This window comes from Pseudoalteromonas sp. MMG013 (genome assembly GCF_018100885.1).
Classification (GTDB): Bacteria; Pseudomonadota; Gammaproteobacteria; order Enterobacterales; family Alteromonadaceae; genus Pseudoalteromonas; species Pseudoalteromonas aurantia.
In genome coordinates this window covers 73038-89744 of the sequence record NZ_JAGJEE010000015.1, presented here as the reverse complement: position 1 = coordinate 89744, position 16707 = coordinate 73038, and the positions used below count along the sequence as shown (strand labels likewise).

General features: G+C 40.5%; 17 protein-coding genes. 16 read left to right on the top strand and 1 reads right to left on the bottom strand.

Features of this window, described 5'->3' with window-relative positions; all coding sequences use genetic code 11:
* Position 1 precedes the first annotated feature (1 nt).
* Positions 2 to 646, top strand: coding sequence for an HAD-IA family hydrolase (locus J8L98_RS14560; RefSeq protein WP_210996988.1), 645 nt, complete (start codon positions 2 to 4; stop codon positions 644 to 646).
* Here J8L98_RS14560 and J8L98_RS14555 read toward each other — a convergent pair.
* On the bottom strand, positions 623 to 1222 hold the full coding sequence (locus tag J8L98_RS14555; RefSeq protein WP_210996987.1) for a Maf family protein: 600 nt from the start codon (positions 1220 to 1222) through the stop codon (positions 623 to 625). The genes J8L98_RS14560 and J8L98_RS14555 overlap by 24 nt on opposite strands.
* Before the next feature lie 119 nt (positions 1223 to 1341).
* On the opposite strand from J8L98_RS14555, the gene yceD reads away from it, so the two are divergent.
* From yceD to J8L98_RS14480, 15 genes are all read left to right on the top strand, one after another.
* Positions 1342 to 1866, top strand: a complete 525-nt coding sequence (yceD, locus tag J8L98_RS14550; protein WP_192507091.1) for a 23S rRNA accumulation protein YceD — start codon at positions 1342 to 1344, stop codon at positions 1864 to 1866.
* A gap of 10 nt (positions 1867 to 1876) precedes the next feature.
* Positions 1877 to 2047 carry a 50S ribosomal protein L32 gene (gene rpmF / locus J8L98_RS14545; protein WP_070985127.1) on the top strand — a complete coding sequence of 57 codons (171 nt, stop codon included), beginning with the start codon at positions 1877 to 1879 and terminating at the stop codon, positions 2045 to 2047.
* Positions 2048 to 2058: 11 nt separating this feature from the next.
* A complete protein-coding gene (gene plsX, locus J8L98_RS14540) occupies positions 2059 to 3111 on the top strand; it encodes a phosphate acyltransferase PlsX (RefSeq protein WP_210996986.1) in 1053 nt (350 codons plus the stop codon).
* A gap of 53 nt (positions 3112 to 3164) precedes the next feature.
* Positions 3165 to 4091: an ACP S-malonyltransferase gene (gene fabD / locus J8L98_RS14535; RefSeq protein WP_210996985.1), complete on the top strand. Its 927-nt coding sequence runs from the start codon at positions 3165 to 3167 to the stop codon at positions 4089 to 4091.
* Positions 4092 to 4104: 13 nt separating this feature from the next.
* Positions 4105 to 4851 (top strand): 3-oxoacyl-ACP reductase FabG, encoded by a 747-nt coding sequence (gene fabG / locus J8L98_RS14530; protein ID WP_210996984.1) that lies wholly within the window; start codon positions 4105 to 4107, stop codon positions 4849 to 4851.
* 218 nt (positions 4852 to 5069) lie between these two features.
* Entirely contained in the window at positions 5070 to 5306 is a 237-nt protein-coding gene (acpP, locus tag J8L98_RS14525) for an acyl carrier protein (protein WP_010364517.1), read from the top strand.
* An 85-nt stretch (positions 5307 to 5391) separates the two neighbouring features.
* Complete coding sequence (gene fabF / locus J8L98_RS14520; protein WP_192507095.1) at positions 5392 to 6630, top strand: beta-ketoacyl-ACP synthase II; 1239 nt, start codon at positions 5392 to 5394, stop codon at positions 6628 to 6630.
* 61 nt (positions 6631 to 6691) lie between these two features.
* Positions 6692 to 7474 carry an aminodeoxychorismate lyase gene (gene pabC, locus J8L98_RS14515; RefSeq protein ID WP_210996983.1) on the top strand — a complete coding sequence of 261 codons (783 nt, stop codon included), beginning with the start codon at positions 6692 to 6694 and terminating at the stop codon, positions 7472 to 7474.
* Positions 7475 to 7500: 26 nt separating this feature from the next.
* Positions 7501 to 8463, top strand: coding sequence for an endolytic transglycosylase MltG (gene mltG, locus J8L98_RS14510; protein WP_282098777.1), 963 nt, complete (start codon positions 7501 to 7503; stop codon positions 8461 to 8463).
* Positions 8453 to 9082 (top strand): dTMP kinase, encoded by a 630-nt coding sequence (tmk, locus tag J8L98_RS14505; RefSeq protein WP_210996981.1) that lies wholly within the window; start codon positions 8453 to 8455, stop codon positions 9080 to 9082. The genes mltG and tmk overlap by 11 nt, the downstream gene beginning before the upstream one ends.
* 1 nt (position 9083) lies before the next feature.
* A complete protein-coding gene (locus J8L98_RS14500; protein WP_210996980.1) occupies positions 9084 to 9983 on the top strand; it encodes a DNA polymerase III subunit in 900 nt (299 codons plus the stop codon).
* Positions 9984 to 9994: 11 nt separating this feature from the next.
* On the top strand, positions 9995 to 10321 hold the full coding sequence (locus J8L98_RS14495; protein WP_210996979.1) for a PilZ domain-containing protein: 327 nt from the start codon (positions 9995 to 9997) through the stop codon (positions 10319 to 10321).
* A gap of 8 nt (positions 10322 to 10329) precedes the next feature.
* Positions 10330 to 11115, top strand: coding sequence for a YchF/TatD family DNA exonuclease (locus tag J8L98_RS14490; RefSeq protein WP_210996978.1), 786 nt, complete (start codon positions 10330 to 10332; stop codon positions 11113 to 11115).
* A complete protein-coding gene (locus J8L98_RS14485; protein WP_210996977.1) occupies positions 11108 to 12970 on the top strand; it encodes a metallophosphatase in 1863 nt (620 codons plus the stop codon). Before J8L98_RS14490 ends, J8L98_RS14485 begins: the two co-directional genes overlap by 8 nt.
* Before the next feature lie 63 nt (positions 12971 to 13033).
* Positions 13034 to 16681, top strand: coding sequence for a two-component regulator propeller domain-containing protein (locus J8L98_RS14480; RefSeq protein WP_210996976.1), 3648 nt, complete (start codon positions 13034 to 13036; stop codon positions 16679 to 16681).
* Positions 16682 to 16707: the final 26 nt, after the last annotated feature.

Genomic DNA, 16707 nt, shown 5'->3' with positions numbered 1-16707 from the left:
GATGAAGTATAAACTGATAATTTTTGATTGGGATGGCACTCTGATGGACTCTATACCAAAAATTGTCCATTGTCTTAAATTGTCCGCATTGCAGGTCGGTTTACCTGAACCCACTACCAATGAAGCCGCAGCGGTTATTGGGTTGTCATTGGATGTTGCGATAGCGGCGTTGTTTCCCGAACAAGAGAATTATTGGACCGAGCTGGTCACAGGGTATCAAGCGAATTATAAAGCAAGTGATAGTATACAACCTGTGATGTTTGAGGGAACTGCAAAATTATTGAGCGACTTGCGTGATCAGGGTTTGCTGTTAGCTGTCGCGACAGGGAAAAGTCGGCAAGGGCTGAATAGAGTTTTGGATGAGTCACAACTGTGTGATTATTTCATTGCGAGTCGAACTGCGGATGAAGCTCATTCGAAACCCGCACCTGATATGCTTAAGCAAATCCTCAATGAAGTAGGAATAGATGCAAGTTCGGCGTTGATGGTGGGTGACTCTTTATTAGATATGACGATGGCAAGCAATGCGAATATGGATGCTGTTGCCATGAGTTGGGGGGCCGCTGACAAATTATCATTGTCAGCATCAAAAGCGTTAACGATATGTGATAGTTACGCACAACTAAGACAGGTTATTTGCAGTTAATACATCGACTCCTTGAGCTAATAATAGTTGTGTCAACCGTATTAGCGGAAGACCTATTAAGCTATTGGGGTCGTCTCCTTCCAATTTATCAAATAAGCAGATCCCTAGACCCTCACTTTTGAAGCTACCCGCACATTGATAAGGTTGTTCGACATCACAGTAGGCACTGATCTGTTTATCATTCAAAATGCGAAAATAAACATGGAACGGTTCAACCAGGGAAGTACTTTTGTTTTGTTCAATATTGTATAAACAAAGGCTAGTTAGAAAGGTCACTTTCTGGCCACTAAATTGGCGCAATTGCGCAATGGCATTTGGTTTTGTATGCGGTTTTCCTAAAACCTGATTTTGATGTACGGCTACTTGGTCGGATCCTATGACAAGGCCTTGGGAATAGAACTTTTTAGCCGTGTGTGCTTTTTGTTCTGCTAACCGCAAAACCAATTGCTCGGGAGTTTCACAATTGAGTGCGGTTTCATCAATTTCAGGATTGAAAGAAGAAAAAGGGAGATTTATTTTTTTTAAAATAGACTGCCTAAATTCAGAACTTGAGGCTAGAATTAGAGGGATTTTCATAAATACTCTGACGTCGTTATAATTATGTCGCTAGAATAGGACGCAATCAGGCGAAAAACAAAGGAAAGTTTGAGATTTATTTTGACTAACATACTAACAATCTATATGATGCAGCCCCTATGCAAAAGGTGAAAATTCCCGTCACTCTTGATCCAAGCAGAGCAGCTCAGCGCCAACTTAGTTATGATGGTGTTGTTCAGCTTGAAGAACTTTCTCGTTTAGAGCAAGTTGTGCGTGATCAAAGCGGTGAAATAGCGGTACAGATTCATTGCAAAAATGATGAACAAGGGTTAACAGTTGTGTATGGTTCAATCCAAGCACATCTAACAGTTGTCTGTCAGCGTTGTAATGATGAACTAGGGTTGGATTTGGTCCAAGATTTTGCTTATTCACCTGTAAAGGCGGATACAGAGTCGGACGAACTTCCTGATAACTACGATATAGTAGAACTGGATGAAGATGGAGAAGTTAATCTTCGAGCATTAATCGAAGATGAATTGATTTTGGCTATTCCAATAGTTCCTACACATAACGAAGTTAACTGCTCTTATTCTGAAAAGCCAGCCAGCTTTGGAGAAGTAGATGCAGAAGAAAGTAAACCAAATCCATTTGACATTTTAAAACAACTTAAGAAAGATTCTTAGGAGAAGGCTCATGGCAGTACAAAAAAGCAAAAAGTCTCGCGCAAGACGTGGTATGCGTCGTTCACACGATGCGATCAGTGGACCAGCTTTAACTGTAGATCAGGTTTCAGGCGAGACTCATCGTCGTCACCATGTGACTGCAGATGGTTACTACAAAGGCGTTAAAGTAATTTCTAACTAAGAGATTACTTTATGCTGACTCATCTAACCATAGCGTTAGATATGATGGGGGGCGATTACGGCCCCCGTTCATCTATCCCCGCTGCTGTTTCTGCAGTAAATAAACATGCCAATTTAACGTTACTCTTATGCGGTAATGAAAGTGTTATAAGAGAGCGCTTAACCAGTCTCGACTCGATAAACCATCCCCGCTTAATTATTAAGCATTGCTCTGAAGTTGTAACGAACAGTTGTGAGCCTGCATCAGCGCTGCGAAATAAAAAGTCGTCGTCAATGAGAGTTGCTCTTGAACTTGTTAAAGCCGGAGAAGCACAGGCGTGTGTCAGTGCAGGTAATACTGGGGCATTATTTTTTATGGCTCATTATGTCTTAAAAATGCTACCAGGTATCAAGCGACCAGCATTAATTTCAGCAGTGCCTACAGAAAAAAAACAACCGGTGTATTTGTTAGATTTGGGAGCGAATGTACATTGTGACGCGCATACTTTATTTCAATTTGGGGTAATGGGATCAATTGTTGCAGGTCAAGCTCAAAATATTCCAAGCCCTAAAGTTTGCTTACTTAATATAGGTTCAGAAGAAATAAAAGGCCATGACACAATAAAAAAAGCCGCCGAGTTAATGAAAGAAACACCACAGATCAATTATCAAGGCTATTGTGAAGGTAGTGATATGTTTTCTGGTAAGGCCGATGTTATTGTGTGCGAGGGATTTGTGGGTAATGTGGCTTTAAAAACATGTGAAGGAATAGCGAAACTTATTATGTATAAGTTTACAAAATCATTGAAAAAGCATGTATTTTACCGGTTGCTAGCATTTGTACTTAAACCAGTCATAAAAAAACTGTATAAACGCGTGAACCCCGACCAGTATAATGGCGCAAGTCTGGTAGGATTGCGGGGTATTGTTGTAAAAAGCCACGGAAATGCTTCGAATAAAGCATTTCTTGCTGCAATTGAAGAAGCTTCGCGCGAAGTCGAGCGTTGTATTCCGGATAAAATCCAAGCCACTTTTGCACAAATAGCAGCAAAATCAGAACATTCGTCATCTTCGCTCGAAAACTAATGAAGTAGTTGTGATGAGCGATATGGCACAACTATTATTATTAAGAGCACCATATGTCACAGAAAATTGCACTTTTGTTCCCAGGTCAAGGATCTCAAGCGGTCGGTATGCTAGCAGAGTTACTTGCCACATCAGAGATTGTCAAAGAAACATTTTCAGAAGCGTCAGAAGCATTAGAATACGATTTGGCTGATCTTGTTTTAAATGGTCCTGAAGACGACTTAAATCAAACGCACCGTACTCAGCCAGCATTACTTACGGCGAGTGTTGCAATTTATCGAGAATGGCGTGCGAGCAACTTAGAAAGCGAAGTTGTAATGGCTGGGCATAGTTTAGGTGAGTACTCAGCATTAGTGTGTGCTGAAGTGATTTCTTTAGGTGAGGCTGTAAAACTGGTAGAAAAGCGTGGATTGTACATGCAAGAAGCGGTGCCTGCCGGTGTTGGCTCTATGGCGGCTGTTATCGGTCTAGATGACCAAATAATAGCGGATGCTTGTAAAGAGAGTGCACAAGGGCAAGTTGTTTCCCCAGTAAATTATAATTCGCCAGGTCAAGTTGTGATTGCGGGTCATAAAGAGGCTGTTGAAAGAGCATCAGCGGTGTGTAACGAAGCGGGAGCAAGACGGGTGATGCCTCTTTCAGTAAGTGTCCCTTCTCATTGTGCGCTAATGCAGTCTGCGGCAGATAAACTCGATGCAGATTTACAGCAGTTGGCTTTCTCTGACGCTAAAGTTGACGTTATCAACAACGTTGATGTTGTCATTGCACGCTCAGAACAAGAAATTAAAGGTGCGTTGGTTCGTCAATTATATAGTCCGGTTCGATGGACAGAGACATTTCAAAAACTTGCAGCTTTGGGTATCACCCAAGCATATGAGTTTGGTCCTGGCAAAGTATTGACTGGATTAGCGAAACGTATAGATAAATCAGTAGCATGTAGCGCAGTAAATACTGTTGCTACTATTGAATCTGCAAAATAATTAGAGAATTAATATGAGTAATTTGTTTTCACTGGAAGGGAAAGTTGTACTAGTAACAGGTGCTAGTCGTGGGATTGGTAAAGCGGTTGCTTCTGAGCTTGTTGCACAAGGTGCACTTGTTGCTGGAACAGCGACAAGTGAAGCTGGAGCAGAGAAAATCAGTGCTTATCTTGGAGATAAAGGTAAAGGGTACGCATTGAATGTGACTGACGCAGAGTCTATCTCGGTAACGATTGCTGCAATTAAAGCTGACTTAGGTGATGTTGATGTGCTAGTAAATAATGCAGGCATTACGCGTGACAATTTATTAATGCGAATGAAAGACAATGAGTGGAATGATATCATTGATACTAACCTGAGTTCGGTCTATCGTTTGTCTAAAGCTGTATTACGCCCAATGATGAAGAAAAAGTCAGGTCGAATCATTAATATTGGGTCAGTTGTTGGTACGATGGGCAATGCAGGCCAAGCAAATTATGCGGCGGCGAAAGCTGGTGTTATTGGTTTTAGCAAATCGCTAGCACGAGAAGTTGCTTCTCGAGGTATTACTGTCAATGTGGTTGCACCTGGTTTTATTCAAACTGATATGACTAATGAGTTAACGGATGAGCAAAAAGCTGCGACATTATCAAATGTGCCAGCAGGGCGTTTAGGTCAACCACAAGAAATTGCAGCTGCAGTGTGTTATTTGGCGTCAGATGCTGCCGCGTATGTGTCTGGTGAGACACTTCATGTCAATGGCGCAATGTACATGGTTTAAGGCACTGAAGAGTGCAAGAATAAATTTAAATTTTTGTGATCGTGTTACAAACAGACTTGAAATTGCTTTTAAAATGAGCGATAAAAGAACAAAACATTTAGTAACAGGTTTGACCAGATAAAAAATTCTGAGCAAATCCTTGAATCACAGTATTATGCGCCGTACACTACGCCGCAATCTGAAAATAACGCAAATGCGTTTAAATAAAGGAAAGAAGAATGAGCGACATCCAAGAACGCGTAACGAAAATCATCATAGAGCAACTAGGTGTTAAAGAAGAAGAAGTTAAAAACGAAGCGTCTTTCGTAGATGACTTAGGTGCAGACTCTTTAGACACTGTTGAGCTAGTAATGGCTTTAGAAGAAGAGTTCGATACAGAGATCCCTGATGAAGAAGCAGAGAAGATTACTACTGTTCAAGCAGCGATCGATTACGTTACAGCTCACGCAGAGTAAGTAACTAATCACTGGGGCAGCATTCGCTGCCCTTAGTCTTTATATCCCCTCGTAAAATATAATAATCCCTTTTTTGGAGGACACCGTGGCTAAACGTCGAGTTGTAGTAACTGGCTTAGGTATGCTTACGCCGCTAGGTAATGATGTATCATCAACCTGGCAGGGCTTATTAGATGGCCGAAGTGGCATCGAAAACATTACTCATTTTGATACTTCAAGTTTTGGAACTAAGTTTGCAGGGTTGGTTAACGACTTTGATGTAACACAGTTTATGCCAAAGAAAGATGCTAAGAAAATGGATTTATTTATCCAATATGGTATCGCTGCGGGAGTTCAAGCTTTTAAAGATTCAGGTCTAGAGATAACAGACGAAAATGCACCACGTATAGGGGTTGCCGTTGGTTCTGGTATCGGTGGACTGACATTGATAGAAGAGAATCATATTAAGCTATTAAACAGTGGTCCACGTAAATTATCACCATTTTATGTGCCGTCGACCATTATTAATATGATTTCTGGTCATCTATCAATTATGCACGGCCTTAGAGGCCCTAATATTTCTATTGTAACAGCGTGCACAACAGGGCTTCATAATATTGGACACGCAGCGCGTATGATCGCATATGGCGATGCAGATGCCATGGTTGCTGGTGGTGCAGAGAAAGCCTCAACACCGATAGGAATGGGCGGTTTTAGCGCCGCAAGAGCATTATCAACTCGCAACGACGATCCACAAGCAGCATCTCGTCCATGGGATAAAGATCGTGATGGTTTTGTGTTGTCGGATGGTGCGGGTGTTATGGTGCTTGAAGAATATGAGCATGCTAAAGCGCGAGGTGCAAAAATTTATTCCGAACTTGTTGGGTTTGGCATGAGTGGTGACGCATTTCACATGACTTCACCGCCAGAAGATGGTTCAGGTGCAGCATTAGCTATGGTTAATGCACTAAATGATGCAGGAGTTAATGCCGATCAAATTGGGTATATTAATGCTCACGGTACATCAACAAATGCAGGTGATAAAGCAGAAACTCAAGCTGTTAAGTCTGTGTTTGGTGCAGCTGCAGATAAAGTAATGGTTGGTTCATCTAAATCAATGATGGGGCACTTGCTTGGTGCGGCAGGTTCTGTTGAGTCAATTATTACCGCTTTGTCATTACAAGAACAAAAAGTATCACCAACGATTAACCTAGATAATCCCGATGAAGGGTGTGATCTTGACTACATCGCCCATACGGCACGAGATGCTAAATTAGAGTATGCGCTATGTAACTCCTTCGGTTTTGGTGGCACAAATGGTTCTTTACTGTTTAAAAGGGTATAATATCTAGTCAGTAAGAAAAAAATAAAAGCCTGGCAATGCCAGGCTTTTTTGTAGGTGTTAGATGAATATAGTAACGACAGATACGATCTCTTGCAAAGACCGCGGACTGCAGTATGGAGACGGTTTTTTTACGACGGTGCAGATCACAGCAGGACAACTTTCACTTTGGTCATTGCATCTACAGCGACTACAGCAATGCCAAGAGAGATTAGGATTTACGGCGCTTAACTGGCAATATTTAACAAAGCATTGCGAAAATGTAGCAGCAGAGCATCAACACGCAGTTTTGAAAATAATCGTTACTCGTGGTGTGGGGGGACGAGGTTATACTCCACCAACATCCGTGCTTCCAACGATATATGTATCAGTGAGTGAATTTCCAGGGCATTACAACCAGCTTTCTCAAAGTGGCTTACGTTTGGGCATTAGCAATATCCAATTGGGGCATCAGCCATTATTGGCGGGTCTAAAAACGTTAAACCGGTTAGAGCAAGTTTTGATTAAGCAGGACGCAATGCAGTTTAGTGTTGATGATGTGCTTGTGATGGATATAGACAACCACGTTATAGAAACATCTGTTGGAAACATTATAGCTTGCAAAAATGGTGTGTTTTACACACCGCAACTAGATAAATGTGGTATTGAAGGGGTATATCTAAAACACTTAGCTCAACAGAATTTAATTAAGCCTATACAAATAAAATTAGACCAACTACTTGAGATGGATGTAGTTGTGGTATGTAATAGTTTAATGGAATGTATTCATGTTTCTCAATTAGAGAACAAAGTTTATGATTTAGACATGGCATGCCAAGCCATTAGAAAACTCAATAACAAGGTATAGAAGTGAAAAAAACTTTGCTGTTACTAATGACTTTAATCGCCTTTATAGGGATATTTTTGACATATAAAATATCGAAGTTTAAGGTATTGCCACTTAACAATGTACAAAGTTTGTATCATGTTAAGCAAGGGATAGGGTTTAATCAGCTATGTCGATCATGGCAAGACAAACAGTTGTTAGAATCCTGCTTACCTTATAAGCTCTATGCCAAATTATTCCCCGAAAAAGTTATATTGAAGGCCGGTGTTTACGATTTACGTGGCCTAACGGTGCTTTCTGCAATTAATAAAATTAATGAAGGGCAGCAACAGCAGTTTTTTTTTACAATCATTGAAGGCGAGCAGCTACGTGGTGTTCTAGCTAAACTTAAATCCAGTCGTTTTATTGAGTATGATGTTGAATTAGAAAAGCTTACAGAGTTACTGGCACTTGAAGTATCTGCTGAAGGGTATTTACTCCCAGAAACTTATGCTTATACTGCTGGCACGAGTGCGGTGTCAATCATTCAAAGAGCCAAAAGTAAAATGGATGAAGTTTTAAATATAGAATGGAATAATCGGGCAAATAATTTGCCAATAAACACGCCATATCAGGCATTAATATTGGCTTCAATCATTGAAAAAGAAACAGGTTATGCGCCAGAGCGCGGCCTTATTTCGTCGGTTTTCATAAATAGATTACACGCTAAAATGCGGTTGCAGACCGATCCTACGGTGATTTACGGCTTGGGAGAGCAATTTGATGGGGATATTAAACGGCAAGATTTACGTCAATTGACACCATATAATACTTATAGAATAGATGGGTTACCCCCAACGCCAATTGCAATGCCATCACAAGATGCTATTCGGGCAGCTTTGCATCCCGAGGCATCGGATTATTTTTATTTTGTTGCCAAGGGTAATGGACAGCATCAATTTTCAAAAGATTTAGCAGCGCATAATCGCGCTGTGCAAAAGTATATTTTAAAGAGACGTAATGACAGCTAAATTTATCGTAATAGAGGGCCTTGAAGGCGCGGGTAAGTCAACGGCAATGCAGGCATGCCAGCAGTTTTTAGCGGATAAAGCTGTTGACTTTATTCAGACTCGAGAACCAGGAGGAACCCCATTAGCAGAAGCTCTGCGTGATCTTGTCAAACAGCAGCATGAAGAAAGCATTGCAGCAGAAACAGAACTTATGATGATGTATGCAGCCCGTATGCAGCTATTGCATAATGTTATCAGACCGGCACTTAACAAAGGTCAGTGGGTAGTTGGAGATCGCCATGATATGTCATCACAAGCATATCAAGGGGGAGGCAGAGGTTTACCACAAGAGGCGTTAACTGCACTTTCTGGTATCGTTTTACAAGGATTAAAGCCTGACTTGACGCTATATTTAGATATTAGACCCGAAATCGGGTTAGCTCGGGCTAAAGGCCGTGGAGAGCTTGATAGAATTGAACTTGAAGCGATGAGTTTTTTCGAGCGAACGCGTGCGCGGTATTTAACGCTTGCAAACGCTGATGAACACTGCGTCATTATTAATGCTGAACAACCAATAGAGCGTGTACATAAAGATATTATTGCTGCATTAGACACATTTTATCTTAGTGTGAAAGCATAGTATGTATACTTGGCAACATGTTTTATGGCAGCAATTACAAGATAGTTTCCTGCAAAAGCGTTTTCATCATGCACAATTATTTATTGGTTTACCTGGTGTTGGCAAATTTGATTTAGTTAAAGTGCTTGCGAGTACATTATTATGTGAGCGACCAGAGGGTTTTAGACCTTGTAATGCCTGTAAGGCTTGTGGGCTACTGGCAGCAGAGACTCACCCAGATAAACTGCTAATAAGTGCGGAATCAAATAGTATTGGTGTGGATGCCATTCGTGCCCTAAGTGATTTTATACACCACTCAGCGCTACAAGGTGGCAATAAAGTTGTCCTTATCAAAGATGCTGAAAAAATGACGCATTCTGCGGCTAATGCATTGTTAAAAACATTAGAAGAGCCGAATTTAAATCGATATATTTTGTTAACGTGCAATGATAAAAGTCAATTACCAGCAACGGTTCTAAGCCGCTGTGGTCAGCAATCTGTGGCTGTGAGTGAGGTGTCGTGTGCACAAAACTGGTTATCAGAGCAGCATATTCCACTGCATGAATTTGTATGGGTAGAGCAGTTCTATTTGCAACCTTTAAAACTAGTACAGTGGCACCAAGATGGTATGCTAGATAAAATTCAAACACTCTACTTATTTGCAAGTCACTTAAAAGAAAGTCATAATTTTGCTGAAGTACAAAGGATTTTGACAGAGCACACTCAATTGAACTCTGTTTTTTACGTGTTTATCAATCAACAGCTTAAATACCGCTTACAACAAGGTTTGGGTTTTAGCGCTTATAATGAAGCGCAAAAAGCTCTGCATCGCTTTATGTTAGATACACAACAGATCCTAGGCTTAAATCAATCGTTAGGGTTAGCTAAGCTAATATATACGTTACAAAACGCAATAAAATAGGATGTAACATTGTGCAAGAGTTATTAGTAGATTTTGAAGATTTAGATGAACTGTATCGTTGTTATATGCCAGCTTTAAAGCACGGTGGTTTGTTTATTAAAACAAATACACGGTATGAATTGGGTCAGGCTGTCAATATGAGAGTAACCTTACCTGATGCATTAGAGCATGACTTAGTTTTGGGCAAGATCGTATGGATCACACCTCAAGGTGCGCAAAATTCAAATCCACCCGGTGTTGGCATCGGTTTTACTGACGACAAAGATCGTGTTAACGATAAAATAATTAAGTTATTGGGTACGATGCTTAATGCCGATAAACCCACCTACACCATGTAAGAGTAGTTATGATTGTAGATTCCCATTGCCATTTAGATAGACTTGACTTTGACAAGCTAGGTCAGGACTTACCTGAAATTTTACAAGCTGCAAGAGCAAAACAAGTAGAGCACTTTTTGTGTGTGAGCGTGACTTTAGAGCAGTTCCCTAACATGCTAGCAACTATTCTCCCTTATAAAGATATTTCCGCATCCTGTGGCGTTCACCCTTTAGACCAAAAAGATCAATTGGATAAAGCATTGCTGCGAACATTAGCATCACATGAGCGTGTAGTGGCTGTGGGTGAAACTGGGCTGGACTATTATTACGCAAAAGACACACATAAAGTGCAGCAAGACAGTTTTGTCGGGCATATTGAAGTAGCCAATGAATTAAACAAACCACTTATTATTCATACTCGAGATGCAAGAGAAGATACCATTTCTCTTATGAAGTCACATAATGCTGAACGATGTGGTGGCGTATTACATTGTTTTACAGAAGATTGGGATATGGCTAAAAAGGCCATTGATATGGGGTTTTACATCTCGATTTCAGGAATTGTCACGTTCAAAAATGCAATTGAGCTAAAAGAAGTCGTTAAGCAACTGCCTCTAGATAGGTTATTGATAGAAACAGACTCACCCTATTTAGCACCGGTTCCTTATCGAGGAAAAACTAATCAACCAGCTTATGTACAAGATGTGGGCTATTATATTGCGGATTTAAAAGGCTTGCCGTTTAAATCATTGGCTGATGCGACCACAGAAAACTTTTATCGTTTATTTAACTTAGCGTCAAAAGTGAATGTCTGATTGTACTAGCAATTTACCCTTGATGTTACTTGGCCCGATTATTCGTCGCGCCGAGCGTCATCAAGTATGTGTTCAATTGGTTACTAGTGTTGCGGTACGGGTAGAGTTCACTGTGGCTGATTATACTGTACAGAGTGAACAAAAAACGCTTAATTTAGGTCAGTCTTGCTTTTTACATACTGTGATTATCAGGCCATACCAAAGTGAGTTTTCAGTCGATGTAGCTTTAGATTATATGCTGTACTTTGATGGTGTTATGCAGCAACTTGATTCGCTTTGCTATGCTGGGTTGTCATCACCACAAATTGTTATTCCGCATAACCTGACTCAAATTCTACATGGCTCATGTCGTAACCCCCATCACCCTAGTGCAGATAGCTTAGCCAGTGCCGATGATCAAGTACAGCAATATCGACAGCGCAGGCAAGTTGGTCCAAGCTTATTGTTAATGTCTGGCGATCAGATCTATGCCGATGATGTAGCGGGAGCAATGCTACTTGCTATAGGTCAGTTAATAGATAAACTTGGCTTGTATAAAGAAGCGGACAATGGGTTGCAATTACCTAAGTTGCGACAAGAACAACTATTCAGCCGACATAACTTTTTGCCAAAAACCCCATGGCAAAAGTGCAGTAAATGGTCTTTGGGATATCATTTTAAAAAAGATGAACCACACTTTACCAGTGCGCATGCATGTAATCACCTTATTCATTTTGAAGAGTTTATCGCTTACTATTTGCTCGCTTTTAGTCCTATTGCATGGACTTTGATTGATCGAAGTTTAATTACGTACGACGGCAACAATCCGGCCAAGGTGAGCAAGTTTTCTAACGAGTGGATCGCACTACAAACCTTTATTACCCAATTGCCAAAGGCGCAACGGTTGTTTGCCAATACGTCAACACTCATGATGTTTGATGATCACGATGTCACTGATGATTGGAATTTAACTGCACAATGGGAGCAAGCAATAGCGAGCAATTATGCGAGCCGTAGGATCATTAACAACGGACTGTTGAGTTATTGGTTGTTCCAAGGTCTAGGTAATGACGCGATGAGTGATTCTCAAGCGCTTATAGCACCTTTTGAAGCCAGCTTTAGAGGTGAAACTTGGCATTTTGACACGTTAGATAAATCATTACAGCGATTTGGTCGGTGGCACTTTTGTTTAAATACATACCCGAAAGTCGTGGTGCTGGATACGCGAACACACCGCTGGCGAAATGAGCAAAATTTCGGAGAACCCAGTGGCTTAATGGACTGGGAAATGTTGATGGAGTTGCAAGATATGCTCCTTGATCATGATGCCGTGATACTGGTATCACCCCCGCCAGTATTTGGTGTTAAGTCGATTGAAGCGATCCAAGCACTTTTTAATTTTTGCGGTCAACCTCTTGTTGTAGATGTTGAAAATTGGATGGCCCATGAGGGATCAGCAAGGAAGTTATTGGATATTTTTAAACGGCCAGACACTCCAAGAGAAACAATTATATTATCAGGAGATGTACATTACTCCTTTTGTTTTTCAGTGCAAAGCCGATTTGGTCGCCATGATAACCGTATTTGGCAATTAACTGCATCAGGCATTAAAAATGAATTTCCAAAAAAGCTCATTGCTTGTTTAGACAAATTAGATTCAATTTTTTATGGCCCTTGGAGTCCTCTTAATTTTTTCACCAAGCGTTGGCAAATGGAAGTAAACAAGCACCCGCTTCAAGAGGGGGATCAAAAGCAACCCTATTTAGTATCTCATAGTGCGATAAGCCTTATTACGTTAGAGCAAGGAAAATTAGCACAGTATGAGCTATTACATGGCGATGGTTCGAAAAGTAAATTCTGCTTAGACTTAGAATAAAAACCTCCTAGTTTTTATACAGTTTGCTATATTTTATAAATCGAGTCTTGCATATGGCTGTATATGAAAACCGTTCACTGTTTTGGTTGTCTATTATTCCTATTCTGTAAATTATTGTGGGCAGTCCCACAATTTACTGATACCGCTCAGGTCATGCGACATTATGACTACCGAGCAGGGTTAAGCCAAGTGACTGTTATGGCACTGGCACAAGACCAGTTTGGTTATATATGGATCGGAACTCAAGCTGGACTCAATCGTTTTGATGGGCATGAATTTAAAACATTTGCATCACAGCAGCAAAACGTAAAAAGCTTGGCTGGTGGTTTTATTACTGAATTATGTGTTAGTAATGATAAAGTGTGGGTGGGAACGAGTACAGGTTTAAGTGTTTATCATACTGTTGAAGGACGGTTTACGTCTTTATTGGCCAGCGAGTTTCCGGTTATTGGATCTGACCGAGTAAATTGGATTGATTGTAAAGGTGAGCATGTTGTTGTTTCTACCGAGGATAATACTTCTTATGAAGTTGATAAAGCGACGTTGGTACCCCAAGCTTTAAAAATAGAAGGTAGTTACATAAGAAATGTAGTGCAACGGGGTGACAATTATTTCTACCTGAGCAATGAAGGGTTTATGGTTTATCATAAACAGGCACAAACTTCAGTACAACTGCTCTCCGGTGAATTTAAGCATATGATTTACCAAGGTCAACGCGCTATGTTGATCAGTAAGTCAGACCGTCTGATAAGTTATGATACTTTGTATCAACGGGTTTTATGGTCGCGTAATTTTGATGCGGTGCAGAACATCACACTTCATAGTTTAGCCATCACTGGCAACGAATTATTAGTTGCCAGTGACAACGGTGTATACCTACTTGACTTACAGGGTAAGTTGTTAAATCACTGGTATAAACGTGACCGACAACATGAAGGTCTTCAGGACAATAATATTCTCACCGTTATGAGGGACAAAAACCAAGATCTGTGGATTGGTACTGAAACGCGTGGTCTGCACTTTTTTAGCCAGTTAAGTGAATCATTTGGCCATGTCAGTGAGTACAACTACCCCAGTGCGCCAATCAAGTCAGCTGATATTCGTAATTTTGCCATAGACCGTAATGATCGAATTTGGTTAGCAACATCTAATGGTGTTCATATATTTGATGGTAAGGGGTTTAATGGCGCACATGATCTATATCCATTATTAAAGGTACTTGACGGAAGCTTTGTCACGCGGATACTTTTTGACGACGATCACCTTTGGGCCACTACTCGGGGTAACGGTGTGGTGTCGTTTAATTTGAAAACAAAGAAATTACTTCATTTAAAACCTGATATAGGCAATGGGCCAGAACTGAGTTTTAATGATGTGTTTTTGTTTAAAAATAAAGTTCTGGTTAGTTCTAGAACCATGGGAGCAATGTATTTTGATGCGACATCCGAGACTCTAAAGTCACTATATACAAATGAGCAGAACGCGCCTAGCCATGTATCATCAATGTCAGTGGTTAATGGAGAGCTGTGGTTCGGATCAATTGGCAACGGACTGTATCGAGATATTGATGGGAAACTGGAGAATCTGACAACAGCAGAAGGCTTAGTATCAGATCTAGTATTTATGCTTGAACAAGACCAGTATGGTCGGGTGTGGGTTGCCAGTGAGTCAGGCCTATCATTGGTGACAAAAGAGTTTACTGTTGAGCGTGTTTTTACTCAGCAAAGTGGTTTAGCAAATAACGCAATTTGGGGTCTTGTATTCGATAATCTAAATCATTTATGGGTAGGCAGTAGTGGGGGGTTAAGTCAGATCAACACCAATAACTTTGAAATTTATAACTTCTCTCCGGTAGATGGCGTTCAAGGCAATGAATTTAATTATAACGCTGCGTGGTTGGCACCTGATGGACGTGTTTTTATTGGTGGTGCGATGGGTTTTAATCAATTTTATCCACAAAAGCTTCGTTTAGATAATTCAGCTAGCCCGTTGCTGATTAGTCATATTGAGCTGTTAGGGAAGAGCTTAACGCCAAGTGATGAAGGGCTTTTAAAAACAGCACCAGAATTGGCTGAATCATTGTTATTGAAATATGATCAAGATATTGTCTCGTTACAATACTCCAGTTTAGATTATGGCTCGGAGCAACAGCAATTCTATTACCGAGTGATTGGATTGAGTGATAAATGGCTTAAGCTGGCAAAAGGGGTTCGCCAAGTCAATTTATTACGCTTAGATCCAGGGAGTTATATTATTGAGTCATATACAATTAATCGTTTTAATATGCAGTCACCTATACATCGTTTTGAGCTTAAAATAGATGCGCCATGGTGGTGGGATATATATGCGAAGACATTATATGTATTGACCTTACTTGCGTTAATTATCTTGACAGTAAGGATAAGACAGAAGCGGTATAGGCAGGTCGTGGCCGATAATCAGAAAATGAGTGAATTACGGCAACGGCTAGAGTTGTCGCTATGGGCAAGTGGTGATGAGTTGTGGGATTGGCATTTAGATCAACAGACGATATATAGACACTGTGTTTCACCTCGAGTGGATTATGGGAAAGCCGAGAATCACATGCAGCTGGACGATTTTATACAGTTTGTTCACCCAAAAGATAATATTTTATTAGAAGATAAAGTCGAAGCTTGTATTCGTGGAAACGTTGAAAGTTATGAAATCGCAATACGAGTAAAAGACTTAAGTGGTCAATGGGCATGGGTTTTAGATCGGGGAAAAGTAGTTGATAGAGACGAAAGTGGTAAAGCCATTCGAATTGCTGGGGCATTGAAAGATATTACCGAACTCAAAACACACCAAAATGCGCTACAACTGCTTAATGAGCAACTTGAAATTAAAGTAGAAATGCGTACAAATGAACTTTATAAACAGAATCAAATGCTCGAGCAGGCAATGTTAACACTGAAACAAACTCAACAAGAGCTTATCGAAAGTGAAAAAATGGCATCACTCGGTGGGCTTGTGGCCGGAGTAGCGCATGAGATTAACACGCCTTTGGGCGTCGCACTAACCGCGATGACATATAATCAAGAGTGTTTGCAAGTAGTTGAAAAGAAATTAGCAGATAAAACTTTGAAACAAAATGATTTAGTTAAAGCGATTGCAGAGCAAACGCAAGGATACCAGCTCATTCTGAGGAACTTAGATAGGGCGCAAAACTTAATAGGTAACTTTAAGCAAGTGGCAGTTGACCAGTCTAGTGAAACGTCTCGTCAAATCAACCTTAAAGAATATGTTGAAGATGTATTTCATTCTTTAGAACCATTGATAAAAGGCAAGGAGATCACTATCCATGTATCAGGAAGTGACACTGTGATATTAACAACTTATCCGGGGGCGATTTATCAAATATTAACTAACTTACTCAATAATTCAGTACTGCATGGCTTTGAAAAACGTGGTAATGGAGAGGTGTTAGTGACTGTTGCGGTGGATGAGAGTAGTTGGTATGTCAATTATACGGATGACGGTGTAGGAATGAATGAGGAGATGTTAAAAACCATTTTTGACCCCTTTGTGACTTCTAAGCGCAGCCAGGGTGGCTGTGGGCTGGGGATGCACATTGTTTATAATTTAGTGACGCAGTTATTAAAAGGGGAAATTAAGTGTTTCTCAGAAGAAGGAAAAGGTATTGCTGTGAAGCTAAAAATACCAATCGACAGTGTAAAAGAAATGGCCTCTTAATTGGCCATTTCTCAATTTGGCTATTT

Excerpts from the sequence above, each read along its gene's own strand:
- J8L98_RS14500 (WP_210996980.1), top strand. The coding sequence starts at position 9,084 with ATGTATACTTGGCAACATGTTTTATGGCAGCAATTACAAGATAGTTTC.
- rpmF (WP_070985127.1), top strand. The coding sequence starts at position 1,877 with ATGGCAGTACAAAAAAGCAAAAAGTCTCGCGCAAGACGTGGTATGCGT.
- J8L98_RS14560 (WP_210996988.1), top strand. The coding sequence starts at position 2 with ATGAAGTATAAACTGATAATTTTTGATTGGGATGGCACTCTGATGGAC.
- fabD (WP_210996985.1), top strand. The coding sequence starts at position 3,165 with ATGTCACAGAAAATTGCACTTTTGTTCCCAGGTCAAGGATCTCAAGCG.
- mltG (WP_282098777.1), top strand. The coding sequence starts at position 7,501 with ATGACTTTAATCGCCTTTATAGGGATATTTTTGACATATAAAATATCG.
- J8L98_RS14485 (WP_210996977.1), top strand. The coding sequence starts at position 11,108 with ATGTCTGATTGTACTAGCAATTTACCCTTGATGTTACTTGGCCCGATT.
- yceD (WP_192507091.1), top strand. The coding sequence starts at position 1,342 with ATGCAAAAGGTGAAAATTCCCGTCACTCTTGATCCAAGCAGAGCAGCT.
- plsX (WP_210996986.1), top strand. The coding sequence starts at position 2,059 with ATGCTGACTCATCTAACCATAGCGTTAGATATGATGGGGGGCGATTAC.
- pabC (WP_210996983.1), top strand. The coding sequence starts at position 6,692 with ATGAATATAGTAACGACAGATACGATCTCTTGCAAAGACCGCGGACTG.
- J8L98_RS14555 (WP_210996987.1), bottom strand. The coding sequence starts at position 1,222 with ATGAAAATCCCTCTAATTCTAGCCTCAAGTTCTGAATTTAGGCAGTCT.
- J8L98_RS14480 (WP_210996976.1), top strand. The coding sequence starts at position 13,034 with ATGAAAACCGTTCACTGTTTTGGTTGTCTATTATTCCTATTCTGTAAA.
- acpP (WP_010364517.1), top strand. The coding sequence starts at position 5,070 with ATGAGCGACATCCAAGAACGCGTAACGAAAATCATCATAGAGCAACTA.
- tmk (WP_210996981.1), top strand. The coding sequence starts at position 8,453 with ATGACAGCTAAATTTATCGTAATAGAGGGCCTTGAAGGCGCGGGTAAG.
- fabG (WP_210996984.1), top strand. The coding sequence starts at position 4,105 with ATGAGTAATTTGTTTTCACTGGAAGGGAAAGTTGTACTAGTAACAGGT.
- J8L98_RS14490 (WP_210996978.1), top strand. The coding sequence starts at position 10,330 with ATGATTGTAGATTCCCATTGCCATTTAGATAGACTTGACTTTGACAAG.